This window comes from Sporosarcina oncorhynchi (assembly GCF_033304615.1).
Taxonomy (GTDB): Bacteria; Bacillota; Bacilli; order Bacillales_A; family Planococcaceae; genus Sporosarcina; species Sporosarcina oncorhynchi.
Map to the genome: position 1 here is coordinate 1,781,811 of NZ_CP129118.1, position 19,490 is coordinate 1,801,300.

Consider the following 19,490-nt stretch of genomic DNA (forward strand, 5'->3'; position numbering starts at 1 on the left):
TAAGTATTGTCATTGAAAGGACTGATTGTATGCATCCATATCATCATCCATTGTTCTGTAAGTTTATTGTTTATTTCAACGAAAATCAAGATTACTTTGAATGCCATGAAGTATTGGAAGACTATTGGAAGTCCATTCCTGGCTATACAAAAGAGCATCCACTGACAGCTTTCATCCTGTTAGCGACAGGTATGTATCACTGGAGAAGAGATAATCATAGTGGAGCATATAGAACAATGCTCAAAGCCGAGAGGAGAATGCTGGATTTCGCGTCGCATGGTGAGCTTTATATCGAGGAAATCGATTTTCAGCTATTATTGCAAGACATTCACCAAGCTTTGGAAAACGTGAAGATCGGACATAGTTTTGTTCCATTTAAAATAGCTGTTTCTTCTAAAACACTAAAGTGTCTTGTCGAAAACTCACCTGGCCAACTTGAACTTCTTCCTGCTAATAGTGATGCTGTCATTCATAAACATATGCTTCGGGACCGTTCAGATATTCTTGCTGAACGCGAAAAGAAAAAGGGCAGACCGGATTGATCTGCCCTTTTTTCTATTCCATTTTGGATTCATTGTCATTCTGTTTACACTTTTGCAAGAAAGACTCCGTATCATCGGTGCTTTTACACTCAAGTTCTGGAAACACTTGTCCAATCATGTCTATCATTTCCCTGCCAACGCCTTCACCTCTAAAGGAAGGATTCACTGCAATGTGCATGACTGTGTAAGTAGTTTCATCCAATGAAATACCAATGATTCCAATAAAGTCTTCGCCCTTTTTCAATAGGAATAACTGCCAAGATTCATTTTCCTCATATTGATGGACGAGTTCCTGAAGTTTCTTAACGGCTTTTTCCCCCGGCATATAGGAGAGTAAGCCCATGGCTATTTTTTCATATGCCTTCTTATATCTTAAAAGTGTCATTGAAATCCCTTCTTTTCAAAAAAATCCTTAAGTTGCAATGCCGGATAAACTTGAAAAACAGGCATTTTCGCTCATTCAAACAATTAAAAGCTTTATAGAATTTATCGTACCCGATACGTCAATCATTTTCAATGATCGGGAAAGTTCATTTATTCGGCAATGAAAAAGGGGCAATAAAGTACCAGTATACGACACCCCAGATAAGCGCTAAGATCACTAGGATTAATAATAGTATCATATTTGGCTTCTTCATGACAATTTACCACTATCCGTTTTTTGAAGCGGAATATCAAGTTTGATAATATCTTCATAGGTCTCCCTGCGGACTATGAGCTGATGCTCTCCATCCTCACAGAAGACAATTGCCGGTTTAGGGAGGCGGTTGTAATTGCTCGCCATAGAATAAGTGTACGCTCCTGTGCAGAAAACAGCAACGATATCTCCTTCTACCGGTTCTGCAAGATACGTATCTTCAATAAGTTTATCACCTGATTCACAGCATTTTCCCGCAATCGTCACTTTATCCAAATGAGGATCCATCATCTTTCCGGCGGAAACAGCAGTATATTTCGCTCCATAAAGGGCTGGTCTAATATTGTCAGACATCCCGCCATCAACAGCGACATAAGTCCTAGTTCCAGGCACTGTCTTTGTACTGCCGGTTTTATAAAGTGTTGTCCCTGCATCCCCGACAAGTGAGCGACCAGGTTCGATCCAAATTTCAGGTAAAGGATAATTATGTTCGCGCGTCATGGATAGTACAACATTCTCCATTTCCTGAACGTAATCTGAAGGTGGAAGAGGTTTATCTTCGCTCGTATAGCGTATACCGAAACCTCCACCCAGATTAAGAACCGGACAGACAAATTTAAACTTTTTTCTCCATTCAACCATTTTCTCCATTAGTGCCTCTGCTGCAAGTCGGAAAGCAGCCGTTTCAAAAATTTGAGAACCGATATGGCAATGCATTCCTAAAACAGTTATATAGGGATGGTTAAACAATTTCAAAAAAGCATCATCTGCCTGGCCGTTCTTCAAATCGAAACCGAACTTCGAATCTTCCTGACCTGTTGTAATATAATCATGTGTTGATGCATTGACACCTGGTGTTACACGCAACAGAACATTCATACTTTGCTGACGAGCTTCTGAAATCTCCTTTATTAGTTCTATTTCCAAGAAATTATCGATGACGATGCATCCGATTTTCTCATCAAAAGCGTATTGTAATTCCTCAAAGCTTTTATTGTTTCCATGGAAATGGATTTTCTCCCGTGGAAAATCTGCCATTACCGCGGTATAAAGTTCGCCCCCAGAGACAACATCCAGCGAGAGATTCATCTGTTTTGCAACCTCATAAATCGCGATAGAAGAAAATGCTTTGCTCGCATAAGCGACTTGCGCTTTTATGCCCGCCTGCTTGAACGTTTCCTTAAAAGCTTTAGCCCGTTGCCTGAATAACGCAATATCGTATACAAGCAGCGGTGTTCCATACGTAGTTGCTAATTCTACAGCGTCGACGCCGCCAATTGTCAGATGGCCTAAATTGTTCACAGATTGTGTTCCGTAAAGATGCATATTCCATTCCTCCAAGTCATATAGATAAAACTTTATCATATCTCAAAGGTTGGAAGCAATCTTATGAAAGCCTATTACGATCAGGAGATTTTGTAATGAACGGTCTTGGCGAGTCGACCGTCATAGGATATCTTATGAGTATTCTTGTCATTGCTTTTGGAAAGAACGGTACTGCCGGCCATAGATAGGGAGTACCCATCGGCTTTAGTGCCGCAAGATAATAAAATAGAGCTACAACACTTAAGAAAAACCCGCTCGCTCCAAAAATCGCTGTAAAAATTAGAATGAATAATCGAAAAACCTTGGTTGTGATACTTAATTCATAAGAAGGTATGGCGAATGTGAATATCGCACTGACAGCCACATACAAAATCACTTCGGCGGTGAAAAGTCCTACATCGATTGCCACTTGTCCAATAACGATTGCCGCTACCAGTCCCATGGCGGTGGACATTGGTGTAGGTGTATGAATTGCTGCCATACGAAGAACTTCTATCCCTACATCCGCAATAAGTACTTGTATGATCAAAGGAACAGTCCCAGGATCATCCGGTCCGATGAAACTTAGGGATAGCGGTAAATACTGTTGGTACGTAGACAGTAAATACCAGAGCGGAAGAAGAAAGAGACTTAGCGTAGCCCCTAATAGACGAATCCAGCGGACAAAGGTACCGATGAACGGAGCCTGCCGATATTCTTCCGCATGTTGCAAATGATGGAATAAGGTCGTCGGAACAAGTATGACAGATGGTGAAGTATCAACGATAATCGCGATATGTCCTTCCAAAAGATGTGCAGCGCAAATGTCGGGACGTTCTGTATACCTGACGAAAGGCATCGGATGGAAACTTTGTTTAAAGAGAAATTCCTCGAGTGACTTATCTGTCATCGTCAAGCCGTCGGTCTTAATGTCATCTAACCTTTTCCTAATATAATCCAGATGTTCTTCACTTGCCGCTTCTTTCAAAAATGTAATGGCGACATCCGTCTTACTGTTCAATGATGTCTGATGCATTTCAAATCGCAGATTCTCGGTTCTGAGTCTTCTTCTGACTAAAGCCGTATTCAGAATGATATTCTCAGTAAAGCCATCTCTTGCACCTCGAATCACTTTTTCAGTATCAGGTTCCTCAGGCTGTCTGCCTGGATAATTTCTGATATCTCCTATGAAAGTGAACCCATCCGGAATAACAAAGCCGACTTGCCCACTCAATATATCTGTTAAAAATTTTTCCCTTTCATCTACATCTGATAGCGCATGATAAGGAAAGTATGTCAGAAAATCAGTAGGGTTTTCGCGATACTCATCCGAATTACGATAGTTCTCCTGCATTTCCGTCAACAGCGATGTGAGCGTCTGCCCGTCTACCAGGCCATTTATATAAAATAACCCGACAGGCATTCCCCACAGATGGATACTTTTAAATGTGGCATCAAAAGTTTCGTCTATTCCAAATTTGCTTTGGAACCATTCTTCCGCTTCTTTCACAGATGTGAATAATTTAGCCATTTATCAATCCGTCCTCGCTATTATGTCAATTCTTCTGGTTGCGCACTCATCCACTCTTTTAACTGTGCCAATATCTTCTTCTCCAACCTCGAAACCTGGACTTGCGAAATACCGATCCGTTCCGCAATATCGCTTTGTGTACAGTCTAAATAATAGCGCATGTAAATGATTGTCTGATCTCTCTTATTCAATTTGGACACAACATCACGTAGTGGAATATGATCAAAAAATCTTTCAGACCGTTCATCCTTCAACTGATCCATCAATGTAAGACTATCTCCTTCACTTTCATAAAGCTGTTCATGAAGTGAAGCTGGATCCCGCAATGCATCTGATGCGAGAATAATATCATCCACTGTTACTTCCAGAATTTCAGCTACTTCTGAAATTGAAGGAGATTTTCCATGTTTTTTCACATAATCGTCAGTGGCATGTCTGATTTTAAAACTTAGTTCCCTAATCGATCTGCTTACTTTAACCATACCGTCATCTCTTAAAAATCGTTGAATTTCTCCAACAATCATAGGTACGGCATAAGTGGAAAATTTCACTTCATAAGACAAATCAAATTTATCGATTGATTTCATCAATCCAATACAGCCAATCTGAAACAGATCTTCCAAGTCCGCACCACGGGAAGCGAATCGTTGCACGATGGACCAGACAAGCCTTGTATTCCCTTCCACCATCATACGCCTAGCTTCTTTATCGCCGTCTTGCGATTGCTGAATAAGGATTCTCATTTTTTCCTGGGACAATAGGGCATCTTGTCTCTCAACAGACGTATCCATCGGTCACCTCATTCTGCTTGCTTCCGTAACCGGAGAAAACATTTTCTCGAAGCGTACAATCGTTCCGTTTCCTGGAGTCGAATCTACAGAAAGGTTATCTGAAAAGCTTTCCATAATTGTAAACCCCATACCTGACCGTTCCATAAGAGGTTTGGTCGTGAACATCGGCTCCATAGCCTGTTCGACATCAAATATTCCTTCGCCCTGATCTTCTACTGTCATACTCACTTTTGAGCCATCCATCTCAGCATGGATTGTGACAAGACTTTGACCATCGCAATTATATCCATGGATAATGGCATTCGTGACGGCCTCGGATACGATTGTCTTGAATTCCGAGATTTCTTCCAATGTCGGGTCCAGGGGTGTGATAAAACATGTTAATGCCATCCTTGCTAACGCTTCGTTCTCTTCAATCGCGACAAATGATAATGTCATTTCATTTCTCATGCAGTACCCCTCCGATTTCGCCAAGTACACTTTCGACCGTGCCATGTCTGATAGTTGAAGCCAATCCTGAAAAACTAAAGATTTTCTCCATCGTCGGGGATGGATTCAAAATGAACGTTTCCCCTTTATAAGGTGCTAAATCGCGCATCCTCCCAAGTATCAAACCAATACCCGCACTATCCATAAATCCGAGTTTACTTAAATTCCAAATAACCGCCTTTACAGTACCTGTAAATATCGAAGACGAGATTGTTGAACGGATTTTATTCGCTTCAAGATTATCTAGCTCGCCTGCTAACGTTACTACTACAATATCGCCAACTTGATTAATATCAGCCATGCTGAATCCCTCCCTCTAGCGGAACATTCAACATACTAAGAACAAAACCCTTTTCAACGACAAAACTAGTCACTTCTTACATCTTTCTCTCATGATTCGACATACTTGCTCGCCTTTAAAAGCCTTTCCATTTAAAACGCTTTTTACACATACATTGGATAAATAATCCGCAATTAGTCACCAAATAGTTGCAAGAGTACAGTAGTAATTCAATTGGTATTTAATTCATCGTAAATAAAAAAGCCGTTTCATCATCCGTATAATGGATGATGAAATGGCTTTACAGTCCTGTTATTCGGTTATCATTCGTAAGATCAATTCAGGCTTTTTTTGCGCCTCTTTAGATATATGAATATGCTGTTGAATGAGTTTCATGGATTTTGAAACATCTTCTCTGTTCGAATGGATGACTGCAATCGTTTCCCCTTCTCGAACCGCATCGCCAATCTTTTTCTTAAGCATGATTCCGACCGCTAAATCAATGTCATCATCTTTCGTTTCCCGACCAGCTCCTAATACCATTGCTGCGACTCCGATCTCATCCGCTTCCATTTTCGAAACGAAACCTGTCGTCAATGCGGGAACATTAATTTCATAGGTTGCAAAAGGCAATAAAGATGTGTCATGAATGATTTCACTATTGCCCCCTTGTGCATCGATCAATTCACCAAATAGCTTTAATGCTGACCCGTCTTCTATTACTTTTTCAAGTAATAGACGCGCTTCATCTATCGATTCTGCTTTGCCGCCCGCGACAACCATTTTGCTGCCAAGTACGAGACAGAGTTCTGTTAGATCTTCAGGCCCACGTCCTTGCAATGTTTCAATCGCTTCTTTCACTTCTAAGGCATTGCCAATCGCAAATCCGAGCGGCTGACTCATATCTGAGATGACAGCCATCGTATTTCGTCCAACTTGTCTGCCAATTGAAACCATTGCATGCGCCAGAGCTTCTGCATCTTCAACCGTTTTCATGAATGCTCCGTCCCCCGTTTTCACATCGAGGACAATCGCGTCTGCCCCTGCTGCAATCTTCTTGCTCATAATCGAACTTGCAATAAGTGGAATGCTGTTAACGGTTGCTGTTACATCACGCAATGAGTAAAGCTTCTTATCAGCAGGTGTTAAATTACCACTCTGGCCGATTACAGCTAGTTTCAAATCATTCACTTGTTTGACGAATTGTTCCTGCGTTAATTCAATATGGAATCCTTCAATTGCTTCCAGTTTATCCAGTGTTCCTCCGGTATGCCCCAATCCTCTTCCGCTCATTTTAGCTACAGGTACGCCGCATGCCGCCACTAATGGAACTAATATTAATGTTGTCGTATCGCCGACCCCACCTGTAGAATGCTTATCGACTTTGACGCCGCTTATATCTGATAAGTCAATCTGATCACCGGATTCGACCATCGCCAGTGTCAAATTGCCTTGTTCTTCTGAAGACATTCCATTGAAGTAAATCGCCATCAACAAAGCACTTGCCTGATAATCAGGAATCGTCCCAGCAGTATAGCCATCGATAAAAAATGATATCTCTTCTTTAGATAGTCTTTCCCCGTCTCTTTTCTTCTCAATAATGTCAACCATTCTGAACACAGATATCACACCTTTTCAATTAATGAACATAAAAAACTTTCTCCGAATTGCGGCATTTTGACAGCAAAGTTATCAGCAATTGTCGCTCCTAAATCAGAGAATGTCTTACGCAACGGCATTGAGCCACCTTTTTTAAATGATGGTGAATAGATGAGCAGCGGAACGAATTCACGGGTGTGATCGGTTCCACTATGGACCGGGTCATTCCCATGATCTGCAGTGATGATAAGCAAATCATCCTCCCGTAGTGCCTGCATAATTTCAGGCAGACGTTCATCAAAATCTTGCAATGCATTACCATAACCGATTGGATCTCTTCGGTGACCGTATAATGCGTCGAAATCAACAAGATTCGTAAAACTCATACCGTGAAAGTCAGATTTCATAACTTCCAGCAGTTTATCTACTCCATCCATATTGCTCACAGTACGTACTGATTCCGTGACGCCTTCTCCGTTGAAGATATCAGCGATTTTCCCTACAGCCAAGACATCGAATCCGGCATCCTTCATTTCATTCATGACTGTCCTATCAAATGGCTTTAATGCATAATCATGACGATTAGTCGTACGGATAAAGTTACCCGGTTCTCCCACAAACGGTCTGGCAATGACACGACCTACCAGAAATTCAGGCTGCAAAGTGATTTCCCTTGCGATTTCACAGATTTCATATTGTTCTTCAATCGGGATAATTCCCTCATGTGCTGCAATCTGAAGCACGGGATCAGCAGATGTGTATACGATGATTGCACCAGTCTTCATATGTTCTTCACCAAGTTCCTGGATAATTGCAGTACCACTTGCTGGTTTATTGCCAATGACTTTCCTGCCCGTACGAGTTTCCAATTCATCGATTAACTCCTGTGGGAATCCATTCGGATAGACTTTAAACGGCTTATCAATATTAAGCCCCATCATCTCCCAATGACCTGTCATTGTATCTTTTCCGACAGATGCTTCCTGCATTTTCCCGAAGAGGCCAATCGGATTTTCATCAGGCGAAATGCCTTGGATTTCTTTAATGTTCGACAAGCCTAGACGACCCATATGTGGCATTTTCAAGCCGCCCATTGCTTCACCTATATGACCAAGGGTATCAGCTCCTAGATCACCGAATTGCTCTGCATCAGGTGCTTCACCGATTCCTACAGAATCCAAAACAATTAAATGTACCCGTTTGAAATTTTTCTGTTCCATGTGTATCCCTCCAATTTTTATCCATTCCATCACTTCATGCGCGCGGATGGAATTTCACATATACATCTTTCAGTCTAGACTTGCTGACATGGGTGTAAATCTGAGTAGTGGAAATGTCCGCATGTCCGAGCATTTCCTGAACCGCCCGTATATCGGCTCCGTTTTCAATCAGATGGGTTGCAAAAGAATGACGTAAGATATGTGGAGTCAATTCTTTATGTATACCCGCTTTCACTGCATATCCTCTAAGTATTTTCCAACATCCTTGACGGGTCAACCTTGATCCTCTCATATTCACAAAAAAGGCGTCTGTACCGGGTTTATTGGCAACAAAGCTCGGTCGTGCATCTCTTGTATACACTGAACACGCTTTCACTGCTCCGCCACCTAGTGGAATGATTCGTTCTTTGCCGCCTTTTCCAAAGACCCTCACAAACCCCATGGAAATGTGGACATCATCCATATTCAAACCAATTAGCTCACTGACGCGCATCCCTGTGCCGTACAACAGTTCTAAAAGTGCTATGTCACGTTTACCTTGAGGCTTGCCTTCTTCAGGAATCGAAATAAGTTTGTCCACTTCCGAAATAGATAGAACTTCCGGGAGTTTTTGTTCAAGTTTCGGCATTTCCAAATGAACAGTAGGATCTTCAGTCGAAACTTTCTCACGCAACATGAACTGATGAAATGAACGGATTGAAGAGATATGCCTGGCAATCGTTCGCGACGACTTACCCTCTTCTTTCATGCGGTGCAAATGATTCAGTATTGCAGATCTGTCAATTTGTGAAATTGTTTGTAAACCATTCTTTTCCATCGCATCAATATAATTATCGAGATCACGTTTATAGGAGAAAATAGTATTTTGAGATAGTTGACGTTCGATTTTCAGAAAGTGCACGTAATCTTCCAATGCAAATCGGGCATCCTTCATAGTAAATTGACGAAATGCATATCGCCTTCTCTCCTTTTTTTACAAATGACAAAAGGGACAGCGCTTCGCCATCCCCCATTTCACTTTTCATTGTTTGTTCCTGACGTTTTACAGTTTTGACAAATACCATGGAATGTTAACCAATGGTCTTTTACATTGAAGCCATAACGACTTTCGACAATTTTCTCAACGTCCCCTAAAAGGTCTTCTTGGATTTCAGCAACTTTTCCGCACTCGATACAGATGAGGTGATGATGGAAACGCGATGCCCCTTCAGTTCGCAAATCATATCGGGATACACCGTCGCCAAAATTTATCTTATCGACAATTTTAAGTTCTGTTAATAATTCCAATGTACGATAGACTGTCGCAAGTCCTATTTCCGGTGCCTTCTCTTTTACGAGTAAAAACACATCTTCAGCACTTAAATGATCTTCCTCGTTTTCCAGAAGGACCATGACCGTAGCTTCCCGCTGAGGCGTCAACTTATAGCTGGCCCCGTGCAATTGCTTCTTGATCCGTTCAATCCGGCTTTCCATACGACGCCCCCCTCAACACTGAAACCATTATATCAAATGGTAGTTGAGTGTGACAACATAAAGGAAAGAGTTACATACATTTTGTTCAATTCACTAGTAGATGGAAGAGTGTCATTTCGACTAATAAGATGATGGCATAGGCTGCTAGCAAGACTGGTACAGCTCTTAAATTCCGTTGTCTTCTCGATATTCTATTAAAATAAGGAGGACTCAGAACAGTGCAATATACTAGAAACAAGAGGCAACCTAGCAGTTGAAACGGGAACCACCAGACCGTGTACACTAGTAGTGCCATCCCGGAAGCTAGCAAATAGGAAGATGATAATCCAAAAATCACACACTTGACCGCACCGATTAAAAGAATTGCATGGCGCGTTTTATTGTTGAATGATAGTCCGAATGCCGTTAAAAAAAATAAGATTGTCGTCAATATAGGTTTTAACAGGCTTCCCTCTCCCGAAGACACGATTCGCGGATCAAAAAAAAGAATCCATTTTTCTGAAGCTTCCAGAGGTATCTCACGGAATAATAGTGCACCGCCGATATATCCTATAGACAATATGACGAATAGATGGATAAATGATAAAGAACGGACCATAGGTTTCACCTTCACCTTCACATCGTTTGTTCATCGTATGCTTGTCCGTTCGAAAATAGCTCAAAAATCGAGAAGTTTTTCAGCATACAAAATCGCAAAGGCTGTTTTAGCATCATAGATTTGTTCTTCCTGAACCATTTGTTTTGCCTCTTCTATAGTGCATTCAAGGATGCGGATAAATTCGTCCTCATCACCAGGAGCGGGATTCTCTACTTTGTACAAATCACGAGCCAAGTAAATATGAATGATTTCATTCGCAAATCCTGGTGATGTGGCAAACGATTGTATGTATGTGAATGCACGTGATCCATAACCGGTCTCCTCTTCAAGCTCACGGATAGCGGTCAACTCTTTATCTTCCCCCGGTTCAATTTTACCGGCGGGAATCTCGATTATGGAACGATTTAATGCTTTTCTGTATTGCTCTACAAATACGATTTTATTATCATCAGTAATGGCGAGGACCGCGACAGCTCCGGGATGATCAATTAGCTCCCTTAAAGCATGATTACCATCTGGCAACTCCACCTCTTCTAGTCTTAGTTCGATTACTCTGCCTTTATAGACATTCGTTGATGAAATTGTTTTTTCTTCAAATCGATTCATTTCCAACACTCCTTCATAAGTAGGTAAGTACTAATGCTTTCACTTTTCTAGGCATGATTGTACCATTAATAGTTAAGTTGACCAAAATACGGAGGTGCAATTATGAAAAAAAGAGAGCTGGGAAACAGCGGCATGTTTGTATCGGAACTTGGACTAGGCTGTATGTCTTTACCTGAAAATCCAACTGAAGCAAAAAATATTATTGATGCAGCATTCGAGGCAGATATCAATTTCTTTGATACAGCTGACTTATATGCATCGGGAAATAACGAGTCAATCGTCGGAGAAGCTTTAAAGGGAAGACGTGATAAAGTCATTCTGTCTACGAAAGTAGGAAACCGGAGAATTCCGGGTCAGGATGGATGGACTTGGGATCCTTCCAAGCATCATATAATAGAAGCTGTAAAAGGCAGTTTAAAACGGCTAGGCACTGATTATATCGATTTATATCAACTACACGGCGGCACAATGGAGGACGATGCGGATGAGGTGATTGATGCATTCGACAGCTTAAAAAAGGAAGGGCTCATTCGCCAATACGGAATCTCTTCTATCCGACCGAATGTTATCAGACGCTTCTTGGAAAAGAGTACGGCTGTATCAGTCATGATGCAATACAGTATGCTTGATCGCAGGCCAGAAGAATGGTTCTCTTCTATACAAAAGCATAATACATCCATATTAACCCGTGGCACATTGGCAAAAGGCTTGTTAACAGCTGAAGGAATTGGAAGACTGAAAAAAGCGAACGGATTTGCGGAATTCGGAAACGTCGAACTCCAAGAAACGTTAAAAATCATTCATCACCAATTCGAAGATGTCCATGCTTCTGCTATCGCATTCAATCTACACAATGAGGCTGTTGCGTCGGCAATAGTTGGAGCAAGTTCAACAGGTCAACTTTTAGATTCGATTATCGCCTATGAGAAAAATGTCGATTCAAAGATGCTAGATGACATTTCCGCTGCTTTGGTCATTCATCAATATACGGAACATCGTCCGTAACGGCCCATTACACTTCAGAAATATTTGTGTAACACAAACGTAATGATTAATTAAATCTTCGCCGGGTATCTAACAAGTAAGCTACATTAATTATAAAACTTGGAGGAGATCACAAATGAAACTATTAACAGAAGATAAAAAATGGATGAAACTTGGAGCAGCAACATTCTTATCAGTCGGGCTTCTCGCAGCTTGTGGTGACGGCAAGGACGATGTAGATGTAGATGTAGACAATAATCCGCCGGCAGATGTAGATGTAGACGTGGATGATGGTGTCGATGATGGAGTCGACATGGATGATGATAGTAAATAATAGTTCTAGAAATGCAGCCCCTTTTAAAGGGGCTGCGCAGACTGTAGACAAAAGGGATGGAAATCGAATTGATTTCCATCCCTTTTGTCTTATTTTACGCATTTGGCTCATAAACGTTAGACTGACACGACGTTGATTTCCATTCCGGGCGGACGCTTTCCGGGGGGCTTGCCCTCAGCCCATAGCTGTCAACTTAAGATAAATGTGTGATTTTTCCGAAATGTTGGTATGTAATAATTACCAACAACTTTTGGAAAGGAGTTCTTTTCATGACTACATCTCAGACAACTCAACTTCTTGAACAGCTTTTTGAAAGTATCCAACCAACACGTGTAGATGAAATTGCGAAGGAAACAGGTTTTATTAAAAGAAAGCGTCTCGTTACTGCAAGTGATTTTCTTGCCCTACTCTTTCAATTTCACGGGAACTTTGCAGGATGTTCTATTCAGGAACTCTGTTCAAAACTAGTCATTGAACAAGATATCCTGATCAGTAGAACTGCCCTAGATAAGAAGTTTACCCCAGAAGCCGCACTGTTTCTTCGACGCCTTGTCCAAGAGATTCTACATCATCAGTTCCTAGAACACGTTCCTACTCATTCTTCTGCAGACCCGTTCCCATTTCTAAGCATCCGCGTGCTTGATGCGACAGCTATCGAAGTACCAGATCATTTGAAAAAACGAGCCGTTAAAACAGAGCAGGAATCTGTGAAAATTCAATATGAGTACGATATCTTGTCAGGTAAAACTACGTTCTTAGATATTGATTTCCAACGTGTGAATGATACAAGAAAGGGTGCTGAACGTTTAGCTTACATCAACGACCATGATTTATGTTTGCAAGATTTGGGGTATTTCAGTTTTGAACAATTTGGCCAGATGCAGGAAAACGGAGGCTTTTTTATCACGAAGCTAAGAAATGATGCCTATCTGGCATTCAAAAACCCTTTTCCTGCTTATCATCAAAACGGAAAAGTGGTTCAAAGTAGCCTGTATCAACGAATTGACCTGGTAAAGCTTTGTGAAAATCTAGAACCTGGTGAATATTTGGAGCTTGAGGGAGTTCATTTTGGTAGGGACTCCCATTTTCCAGCCCGTTGTATTGTGTTTTCACACGATGAAACTCAACGGCAGCACCGCTTAAAAAAAATTCACCGGCGTACTACCAAATCCGGAAAGAAACCTAAGAAAGTTGTAAGTGACCTGGCGGGCATAACAGTTTATATGACAAATCTGCCTGAATCCATTCCCGCAAAAAAGTTGGTAGAATTATATCGTTTGAGATGGCACGTCGAACTATGTTTTAAAACATGGAAATCCTACCTCGGTGTGGATCAATTCAAGGTGATGAAGAAAGAACGGTGGCTCTGTCATCTTTATGGAACACTTCTAGCAATCATCATCAGCCAACTGATAGCTTATCAACTGCGTAATGTCATTTGGGATGAAGAACAGTTGGAAATCAGCGAGATGATCGCCGTACGCACTGTAGCCATAGAATTCTTGCCGAAGTTATATCGAATCTTTATCCACAAAAAGAGGGCGTTGAAGGACTTTTTGTGTCTGGCAATCAGGCTACTCATCAAAACTGCCCGAAAACCAAAGTCATCCAAAGGAACAGCCCTTCAACGCCTTCAATTCAATTAGAGAAAACAATCAACCCTCTCGCTAAAAAAGGAAAATTGTAGTCTCAACATCTCAACAATTCAATTCCCCTAATTTCAAAGAGCAAACCTATTTTATCTTCAGTCCGGCTTAAATAATGGAAGATTTACTCCAAGTCCTTAAGTTGACAGCTATGTTGCCCTCAGCCTCCTCGTCGCGTTGCTCCTGCGGGGTCTTCGCGCTTCGCTGATCCCCCAGGAGTCGCCGCCCTGCACTCCAATCAACTAAATACTCTTGAGGATTCAAGTGATATTTACAACCGGCGTCCTCCATGTCCAGCTGGCGAGCTTCTTAAGATTTAAGGCAGCAAAAGTCAGCATCGCCTGCATGGACAATTTTTTAAGTCCCCTTAGGGTTGTCCATCGCATGCCATGCTTTTCTTTGGCGTCGGCAAAGACACGCTCAATCGTCTCTTTACGCCTTCCGTATATTTCTTTAATTTCATGATTGTGACGCAAGTCCTCCGCTACATCCAAGTAATCTTGCCAGATATGACGTTGAATCATCTTTTGGTGATTCTTACTCTCCGTACATTGGCTAATTACTGGCACGATTCACAAATAGAAGGAGTTGATGCATACTGGCGGTATCCTTCCTTTGTGGTTGTTCGGTATGTAAGAACCTGTCCTTCCGGACAGAGATAGCAGTCATAGTGTTCGTCATAGACATACTCGTGTTTCTTGAAGAAGCCTTCTTTTGTCATTGGTCGTTTGTACGGCAGTGCAGGAAGAACCTGATTCTCTAAAAGGAAGTTGGCGATTGCTGGTGTCTTGTAAGCTGCATCAGCGGCAACGACGACTGGTCGTCCTACTTGGTCGATGATTTTCTGGACACGGTTCAAGAATCTTACTGTCGTGAACATTTCCTGGGGTTACGATATTTGCGAGTACAAAACCCTTTTCGTCCGTAGCTGCGTGAAAAGAATAGGCAAACTGCTTTGTCCGTTCATCTTTTACGTAGTAACCACTTTCAGGATCTGTTGTCGATTCCTTAATCTCCTTATACTCTTCCTTTTCAAACTTTTCCTGTGGGAATGGTTTCTTCCCATGCTCTTCCCGATCGAGGTTGAGCTCCTCCTGGAGCTTTTTTTCCATAAGCCCGTGTCTCTCTACGAACAACCTTCTTCTCGAACTTTCTCTTATTCGCGCTCGCTTTAACATGGGTTGAATCAATAAAGACATGATCCGGGCTGAGAAGTCCGCGATTTGCCACCTCGTTTAAAACCTTATAGAAGATCTGCTCAAACAGATCTGTATCTGCGAAGCGACGGACATAGTTTTTTCCGAACGTGGAGAAGTGAGGAACCTCTGAATGAAAGCCGAAGGCTAAAAACCAGCGATATGCCACGTTCGTTTCAATCTCCTTGATTGTTTGACGCATGGAACGGATGCCGAAGGTATATTGGATGAATGTCATTTTGATCAGTACTACAGGATCAATGCCGGGTCTCCCAATGGTTGAATAAAGATTTTCAACTAATGGATAGATAAAGGAAAAATCAATTGCCGCATCCAGTTTGCGCACCAGATGTTCTTGAGGAACCAACTGCTCTATAGTCAGCATTTCCAACTGTTCACGTTCATTGATTTGATTCTTTGTCATCATATCCATCACCTCATTCATTTAATAGGAAACACCGTTGATGGGAGCGGAGAGCGGCGACTCCAGCGGGAACAGCGCGAGCTGAAGACCCTGGACTGAGCGCAGCGAGGGAAGCGGCTGAAGCCGTGCCCGCGGAAAGCGTCCGCTCGTAGCGGAAATCAACATTGTAGCTTTATCTCTATTTTAAAAGAAAAAAGACTGTAGGCAAACACCCAAATTCATGGAGTTTGTCTACAGTCTGTGCAGCCCCTTTTAAAGGGGCTGCGTTTTTTAAAGAAATTTTATTAATATGTAACGATTTATTACTACAAGAAAGTTTTCTATTGGACGATTACAACTAAAAACTGCACTCCTTTACGACAAACAATCTTTTTACATCATATTTGATAGCTTAGACGTCATTTACCAATTGATTTTTTCTTATAACCAAACCGTTCATCACGAATTTATTGAAATTCGTGATGAGTTATAAAGTTTTCGATTTGTTGGTAACTACTCAAGATTATCCTTTATTAAACCACTTAACTTTTACATACCGTATATTACGTTCATGACATTTCTGTCTCAAATCTAATGAATGTTCTAAATCCGTTTAACTAACTACTATTCAGGTAATAGAAACACTGTAGAGAAAAATAAAATAAGTAGTTTTAAAAGGAGAGATATTTATATGATGCAACAAAACAATAACAATCAAAACAAGCGCACGAAGATGTCATTGGAAGAAGCGGGACGAAAAGGTGGAGAAGCAACTGCAAAGAAACACGACAAAGACTTCTATGAAAAAATAGGTAGAAAAGGCGGAGAAGCAACCGCTAAAAAATACGATAGCAATTTCTATGAAGAAATTGGCCGAAAAGGTGGAAAAGCAACTGCTCAAAATCACGATAATGATTTCTATAAAACGATTGGACGAAAAGGCGGAGAAGCACGCGCTCAACAAAGAGACAATAAGTAACGTGAACGAAGCTGAGAGGATTCCCTCTCAGCTTTTTATTCGCTGAGATCCATTTCCAGCACAATTGGGCAGTGATCACTTCCCATAACCGCACAATGTATGTCTACACCAGTTATTTTTCGCCTCAATCTTTCGGAAGCGATAAAATAATCAATTCTCCATCCAATATTGCGCTCGCGAACTTTGGTCATATAGGACCACCATGTATAAGCTCCTTCACGTTCGGGATAAAAAACACGATATGTATCAATGAAACCTTCATCTAGTAGAGCCGTCAACTCCACTCGCTCCTCGACTGTAAAGCCGGAGTTACCATAATTCGTTTTAAAATTCCTAATATCGATCTCCTTGTGAGCAACATTTAGATCACCGCATAGAATCACCGGCTTCACTGCGTCCAATTTAACTAGATACGCTCTCATTCTTGTTTCCCAGTCCAATCTAAAGGGCAACCTTGCCAAATCTCTTTGCGCATTAGGTGCATATACATTCACAAGATAAAATTGCGGAAACTCCAATGTCAGTATTCTTCCTTCGTCTTCCATCTCCAAGTCACCTACACCATACCTAACCGTTAACGGTTTCTCTTTTGTGAAAACTGCGGTGCCTGAATACCCTTTCTTCACAGCGTAATTCCAATATTGATGATAACCAGTAAGTTTTAGATCAATTTGTCCATTTTGCAATTTCGTCTCCTGAACGCAGAAAATATCAGCATTCTGATCATGAAAATAGTCAAGAAACCCTTTTTTTACGCAAGCACGTAAACCATTCACATTCCACGATATTAGCTTCATCGCCCAATCCCCCTAGATAAATCAAATCTCTCAACAAAAAAGTGGAAGAGCTGATTCCTCTTCCACCTTCATTATTATGCGTTAAAAGCTACAGCAATTTGTGCTCCAATTACTGCATTATTCTTAACCAATGCAATATTCGCATCCAAACTGCGCCCTTCTGTCAATTCTTTCACTTTACCAAGCATGAAAGGTGTGACATCTTTTCCTTTGATGCCGTTATTATGTGCTTCAGTCAAAGCTTGCTGAATGATATTGTCAATGAATTCCTTTTCAATCGCATCTTCTTTCCGAATAGGATTGGCAATGACAGCTCCACCCTTCAATTGAAGATCCCATTTAACTCGGAGCATATCCGCTACCGCTTCGGGATTATCAGCACGGAAATTGACAGTAAACTCACTTTCCGGCGTATAGAATGCCGGCAACATGTCTGTTCCATATCCAACAACAGGAACACCTTTTGTTTCAAGATATTCGAGCGTCAACCCGATATCTAAAATGGATTTAGCACCTGCACAAATCACTGCAACATCGGTTTGCGCGAGTTCTTCCAAATCTGCTGAAATATCCATTGTCGTTTCAGCCCCACGGTGAACTCCACCGATTCCTCCTGTTACAAAAATACGAATACCTGCAAGATCTGCACAAATCATCGTTGCTGCAACAGTAGTTGCCCCTAGCTGTTTAGTCGCTAGTAGATAGCCAAGATCTCTACGGGATGCTTTCGCAACTCCTTGGCTATTTCCGAACATCTCAAGTTCGTCGTCAGATAGACCAATTTTAATCTCACCATCGATTAGTGCAATCGTAGCGGGTACAGCACCATTATCTCGAATAATTTGTTCAACTTCTCTAGCAGTTTTCACGTTCTGAGGATATGGCATACCATGTGATATGATTGTTGACTCTAAAGCAACTATCGGTTTCCCTGTGCTCATTGCTTCTTGGACTTCTGCTGAATAGGATAGATATTTTTTCATTTGTATTCCTCCATTTCTGTAGTTAAACGCTCTTTTGTCAATTCAGGTCGTACGGTAAATGAACATTCAAGTGTTTTAGCAGCATTGTGCAAACCTGTTTGTATACTATCTTCCAGATCTGCGCCTTGCAAATAGCCATGCAGCACACCAGATACAAATGCATCTCCTGCTCCTGTCACATCTTCGATAGCTGTCGGTTCGACTGCTTTGAACCGCTTTGCATCGCTACCTTTAGAGGCAGCCATAACACCTTTAGGTCCGGCTGTAACAACAATGTTTTCCGCACCAAATTCTAATAATTTATGCACGGCTTCTTTCCAATCTTCATCGTTGTCAATCGTTTGACCTGTATACGTCTCAGCTTCGTCTCGATTGCATATGAACCAGGATACACCTTTCAAATCTACCGGCATGCGGTTCATCTTTGGAGAGGATACAGGAATGATCGTTAATGGTATTCCATTTGTCTCTGCAATGGACTTAACAGCGGTAACTGTGTCTTTCGGACAATTGAGATCGATGATGATCATCGAAGAATTTGATATAATTCTGGATTTTTCTTCAATATACTCTGTTGACAGCGAATCATACACATTCATGTTCGCCATAGCAATTACTAGTTCTCCTGCGGGATCTAAAACAGCCGAGTAGGAGCCTGTGGACTGCCCGATTAACATTCCGGCATCTGAGACGTCCATGAAAGCAGCCGATTCCTGTACGATCATTTCCCAATCCGAATCATTGCCTGCAACAGTTAATAATCGAACATGGTGATTTAGCCGCCCAAGATTCTCTCCGATATTGCGGGCTACACCACCTACTGACACACTCATTTCAGCTGGGTTGGATGTCCCCAATTGTGTATTTTCATACAAATGGAATTTCCGATCGATATTTGCACCGCCAATGCAAACGATTTCTTTCTCTTCTGCAAGGATATAAGCTCGTCCAGTTATTTTCCCGCGCTTCGTCAAACCTGAAATTAGATTCGCAAGCGTTGGCCTTGGGACTTGCAACGCATCTGCCATTTCCTGCTGCGATAGATAAGGGTTGGCTTTGATCAATTCAATGACCGCTTTTTCTCTTTCATTCAATGT

At 41.5% G+C, this 19,490-nt stretch carries 19 protein-coding genes and 2 pseudogenes; 5 read left to right on the forward strand and 16 right to left on the reverse strand.

Annotated elements, in window-relative coordinates:
* Window positions 1-29 precede the first annotated feature (29 nt).
* Window positions 30-542 (forward strand): DUF309 domain-containing protein, encoded by a 513-nt coding sequence (locus tag QWT69_RS08535; RefSeq protein ID WP_317964756.1) that lies wholly within the window; start codon window positions 30-32, stop codon window positions 540-542.
* Between the two features lie 13 nt (window positions 543-555).
* On the opposite strand, the gene QWT69_RS08540 is transcribed toward QWT69_RS08535, so the two are convergent.
* The 12 genes from QWT69_RS08540 to QWT69_RS08595 form a co-directional block, all read right to left on the reverse strand.
* A complete protein-coding gene (locus QWT69_RS08540) occupies window positions 556-927 on the reverse strand; it encodes a GNAT family N-acetyltransferase (protein ID WP_317964758.1) in 372 nt (123 codons plus the stop codon).
* Window positions 928-1,176: 249 nt separating this feature from the next.
* Window positions 1,177-2,505 carry a diaminopimelate decarboxylase gene (lysA, locus tag QWT69_RS08545; protein WP_317964760.1) on the reverse strand — a complete coding sequence of 443 codons (1,329 nt, stop codon included), beginning with the start codon at window positions 2,503-2,505 and terminating at the stop codon, window positions 1,177-1,179.
* A 61-nt stretch (window positions 2,506-2,566) separates the two neighbouring features.
* On the reverse strand, window positions 2,567-4,015 hold the full coding sequence (locus QWT69_RS08550) for a spore germination protein (RefSeq protein WP_317964762.1): 1,449 nt from the start codon (window positions 4,013-4,015) through the stop codon (window positions 2,567-2,569).
* A gap of 20 nt (window positions 4,016-4,035) precedes the next feature.
* A complete protein-coding gene (locus tag QWT69_RS08555) occupies window positions 4,036-4,806 on the reverse strand; it encodes a SigF/SigG family RNA polymerase sporulation sigma factor (protein ID WP_317964764.1) in 771 nt (256 codons plus the stop codon).
* A gap of 3 nt (window positions 4,807-4,809) precedes the next feature.
* Window positions 4,810-5,256: an anti-sigma F factor gene (gene spoIIAB / locus QWT69_RS08560; protein ID WP_317964766.1), complete on the reverse strand. Its 447-nt coding sequence runs from the start codon at window positions 5,254-5,256 to the stop codon at window positions 4,810-4,812.
* Window positions 5,246-5,596 (reverse strand): anti-sigma factor antagonist, encoded by a 351-nt coding sequence (locus QWT69_RS08565; protein ID WP_317964768.1) that lies wholly within the window; start codon window positions 5,594-5,596, stop codon window positions 5,246-5,248. Before QWT69_RS08565 ends, spoIIAB begins: the two co-directional genes overlap by 11 nt.
* A 291-nt stretch (window positions 5,597-5,887) precedes the next feature.
* Window positions 5,888-7,186 carry a pyrimidine-nucleoside phosphorylase gene (locus tag QWT69_RS08570; RefSeq protein ID WP_317970995.1) on the reverse strand — a complete coding sequence of 433 codons (1,299 nt, stop codon included), beginning with the start codon at window positions 7,184-7,186 and terminating at the stop codon, window positions 5,888-5,890.
* Window positions 7,187-7,200: 14 nt separating this feature from the next.
* Window positions 7,201-8,394, reverse strand: a complete 1,194-nt coding sequence (gene deoB, locus QWT69_RS08575) for a phosphopentomutase (protein ID WP_317964770.1) — start codon at window positions 8,392-8,394, stop codon at window positions 7,201-7,203.
* A 34-nt stretch (window positions 8,395-8,428) separates the two neighbouring features.
* A complete protein-coding gene (gene xerD / locus QWT69_RS08580; protein ID WP_317964772.1) occupies window positions 8,429-9,328 on the reverse strand; it encodes a site-specific tyrosine recombinase XerD in 900 nt (299 codons plus the stop codon).
* Window positions 9,329-9,408: 80 nt separating this feature from the next.
* On the reverse strand, window positions 9,409-9,867 hold the full coding sequence (fur, locus tag QWT69_RS08585) for a ferric iron uptake transcriptional regulator (RefSeq protein ID WP_317964774.1): 459 nt from the start codon (window positions 9,865-9,867) through the stop codon (window positions 9,409-9,411).
* Between the two features lie 85 nt (window positions 9,868-9,952).
* Window positions 9,953-10,465 carry a hypothetical protein gene (locus QWT69_RS08590; RefSeq protein ID WP_317964776.1) on the reverse strand — a complete coding sequence of 171 codons (513 nt, stop codon included), beginning with the start codon at window positions 10,463-10,465 and terminating at the stop codon, window positions 9,953-9,955.
* 60 nt (window positions 10,466-10,525) lie between these two features.
* Window positions 10,526-11,071 carry an NUDIX hydrolase gene (locus QWT69_RS08595; RefSeq protein ID WP_317964778.1) on the reverse strand — a complete coding sequence of 182 codons (546 nt, stop codon included), beginning with the start codon at window positions 11,069-11,071 and terminating at the stop codon, window positions 10,526-10,528.
* 102 nt (window positions 11,072-11,173) lie between these two features.
* Between QWT69_RS08595 and QWT69_RS08600 the strand changes: the two genes are divergently transcribed.
* From QWT69_RS08600 to QWT69_RS08610, 3 genes are all read left to right on the forward strand, one after another.
* The gene (locus tag QWT69_RS08600; RefSeq protein WP_317964780.1) at window positions 11,174-12,076 is read left to right on the forward strand and encodes an aldo/keto reductase; all 903 of its coding nucleotides are present in this window, start codon (window positions 11,174-11,176) and stop codon (window positions 12,074-12,076) included.
* A gap of 115 nt (window positions 12,077-12,191) precedes the next feature.
* Window positions 12,192-12,389 carry a hypothetical protein gene (locus tag QWT69_RS08605; RefSeq protein ID WP_317964782.1) on the forward strand — a complete coding sequence of 66 codons (198 nt, stop codon included), beginning with the start codon at window positions 12,192-12,194 and terminating at the stop codon, window positions 12,387-12,389.
* A gap of 269 nt (window positions 12,390-12,658) precedes the next feature.
* Complete coding sequence (locus QWT69_RS08610; RefSeq protein WP_317964784.1) at window positions 12,659-14,035, forward strand: IS4 family transposase; 1,377 nt, start codon at window positions 12,659-12,661, stop codon at window positions 14,033-14,035.
* Between the two features lie 260 nt (window positions 14,036-14,295).
* On the opposite strand, the pseudogene QWT69_RS08615 reads toward QWT69_RS08610, so the two are convergent.
* A pseudogene (locus tag QWT69_RS08615) lies at window positions 14,296-15,658 on the reverse strand (IS1182 family transposase).
* A gap of 670 nt (window positions 15,659-16,328) precedes the next feature.
* Here QWT69_RS08615 and QWT69_RS08620 point away from each other — a divergent pair.
* Window positions 16,329-16,607 (forward strand): annotated as a pseudogene (locus QWT69_RS08620) (general stress protein); the annotation flags it as partial.
* Window positions 16,608-16,648: 41 nt separating this feature from the next.
* Here the strand turns inward: QWT69_RS08620 and QWT69_RS08625 are convergent.
* The 3 genes from QWT69_RS08625 to QWT69_RS08635 all read right to left on the reverse strand — a co-directional run bounded on the left by QWT69_RS08625 (window position 16,649) and on the right by QWT69_RS08635 (window position 19,487).
* Window positions 16,649-17,410: an exodeoxyribonuclease III gene (locus tag QWT69_RS08625; protein ID WP_317964786.1), complete on the reverse strand. Its 762-nt coding sequence runs from the start codon at window positions 17,408-17,410 to the stop codon at window positions 16,649-16,651.
* A gap of 74 nt (window positions 17,411-17,484) precedes the next feature.
* A complete protein-coding gene (locus QWT69_RS08630) occupies window positions 17,485-18,393 on the reverse strand; it encodes a pseudouridine-5'-phosphate glycosidase (protein ID WP_317964788.1) in 909 nt (302 codons plus the stop codon).
* Window positions 18,390-19,487 (reverse strand): PfkB family carbohydrate kinase, encoded by a 1,098-nt coding sequence (locus QWT69_RS08635; protein ID WP_317964790.1) that lies wholly within the window; start codon window positions 19,485-19,487, stop codon window positions 18,390-18,392. Before QWT69_RS08635 ends, QWT69_RS08630 begins: the two co-directional genes overlap by 4 nt.
* Window positions 19,488-19,490: the final 3 nt, after the last annotated feature.

What these genes read in the sequence shown, in the direction of transcription:
- QWT69_RS08535 (WP_317964756.1), top strand. Translation starts at nt 30, where the DNA reads ATGCATCCATATCATCATCCATTGTTCTGTAAGTTTATTGTTTATTTC.
- QWT69_RS08540 (WP_317964758.1), bottom strand. Translation starts at nt 927, where the DNA reads ATGACACTTTTAAGATATAAGAAGGCATATGAAAAAATAGCCATGGGC.
- lysA (WP_317964760.1), bottom strand. Translation starts at nt 2,505, where the DNA reads ATGCATCTTTACGGAACACAATCTGTGAACAATTTAGGCCATCTGACA.
- QWT69_RS08550 (WP_317964762.1), bottom strand. Translation starts at nt 4,015, where the DNA reads ATGGCTAAATTATTCACATCTGTGAAAGAAGCGGAAGAATGGTTCCAA.
- QWT69_RS08555 (WP_317964764.1), bottom strand. Translation starts at nt 4,806, where the DNA reads ATGGATACGTCTGTTGAGAGACAAGATGCCCTATTGTCCCAGGAAAAA.
- spoIIAB (WP_317964766.1), bottom strand. Translation starts at nt 5,256, where the DNA reads ATGAGAAATGAAATGACATTATCATTTGTCGCGATTGAAGAGAACGAA.
- QWT69_RS08565 (WP_317964768.1), bottom strand. Translation starts at nt 5,596, where the DNA reads ATGGCTGATATTAATCAAGTTGGCGATATTGTAGTAGTAACGTTAGCA.
- QWT69_RS08570 (WP_317970995.1), bottom strand. Translation starts at nt 7,186, where the DNA reads ATGGTTGACATTATTGAGAAGAAAAGAGACGGGGAAAGACTATCTAAA.
- deoB (WP_317964770.1), bottom strand. Translation starts at nt 8,394, where the DNA reads ATGGAACAGAAAAATTTCAAACGGGTACATTTAATTGTTTTGGATTCT.
- xerD (WP_317964772.1), bottom strand. Translation starts at nt 9,328, where the DNA reads ATGAAGGATGCCCGATTTGCATTGGAAGATTACGTGCACTTTCTGAAA.
- fur (WP_317964774.1), bottom strand. Translation starts at nt 9,867, where the DNA reads ATGGAAAGCCGGATTGAACGGATCAAGAAGCAATTGCACGGGGCCAGC.
- QWT69_RS08590 (WP_317964776.1), bottom strand. Translation starts at nt 10,465, where the DNA reads ATGGTCCGTTCTTTATCATTTATCCATCTATTCGTCATATTGTCTATA.
- QWT69_RS08595 (WP_317964778.1), bottom strand. Translation starts at nt 11,071, where the DNA reads ATGAATCGATTTGAAGAAAAAACAATTTCATCAACGAATGTCTATAAA.
- QWT69_RS08600 (WP_317964780.1), top strand. Translation starts at nt 11,174, where the DNA reads ATGAAAAAAAGAGAGCTGGGAAACAGCGGCATGTTTGTATCGGAACTT.
- QWT69_RS08605 (WP_317964782.1), top strand. Translation starts at nt 12,192, where the DNA reads ATGAAACTATTAACAGAAGATAAAAAATGGATGAAACTTGGAGCAGCA.
- QWT69_RS08610 (WP_317964784.1), top strand. Translation starts at nt 12,659, where the DNA reads ATGACTACATCTCAGACAACTCAACTTCTTGAACAGCTTTTTGAAAGT.
- QWT69_RS08625 (WP_317964786.1), bottom strand. Translation starts at nt 17,410, where the DNA reads ATGAAGCTAATATCGTGGAATGTGAATGGTTTACGTGCTTGCGTAAAA.
- QWT69_RS08630 (WP_317964788.1), bottom strand. Translation starts at nt 18,393, where the DNA reads ATGAAAAAATATCTATCCTATTCAGCAGAAGTCCAAGAAGCAATGAGC.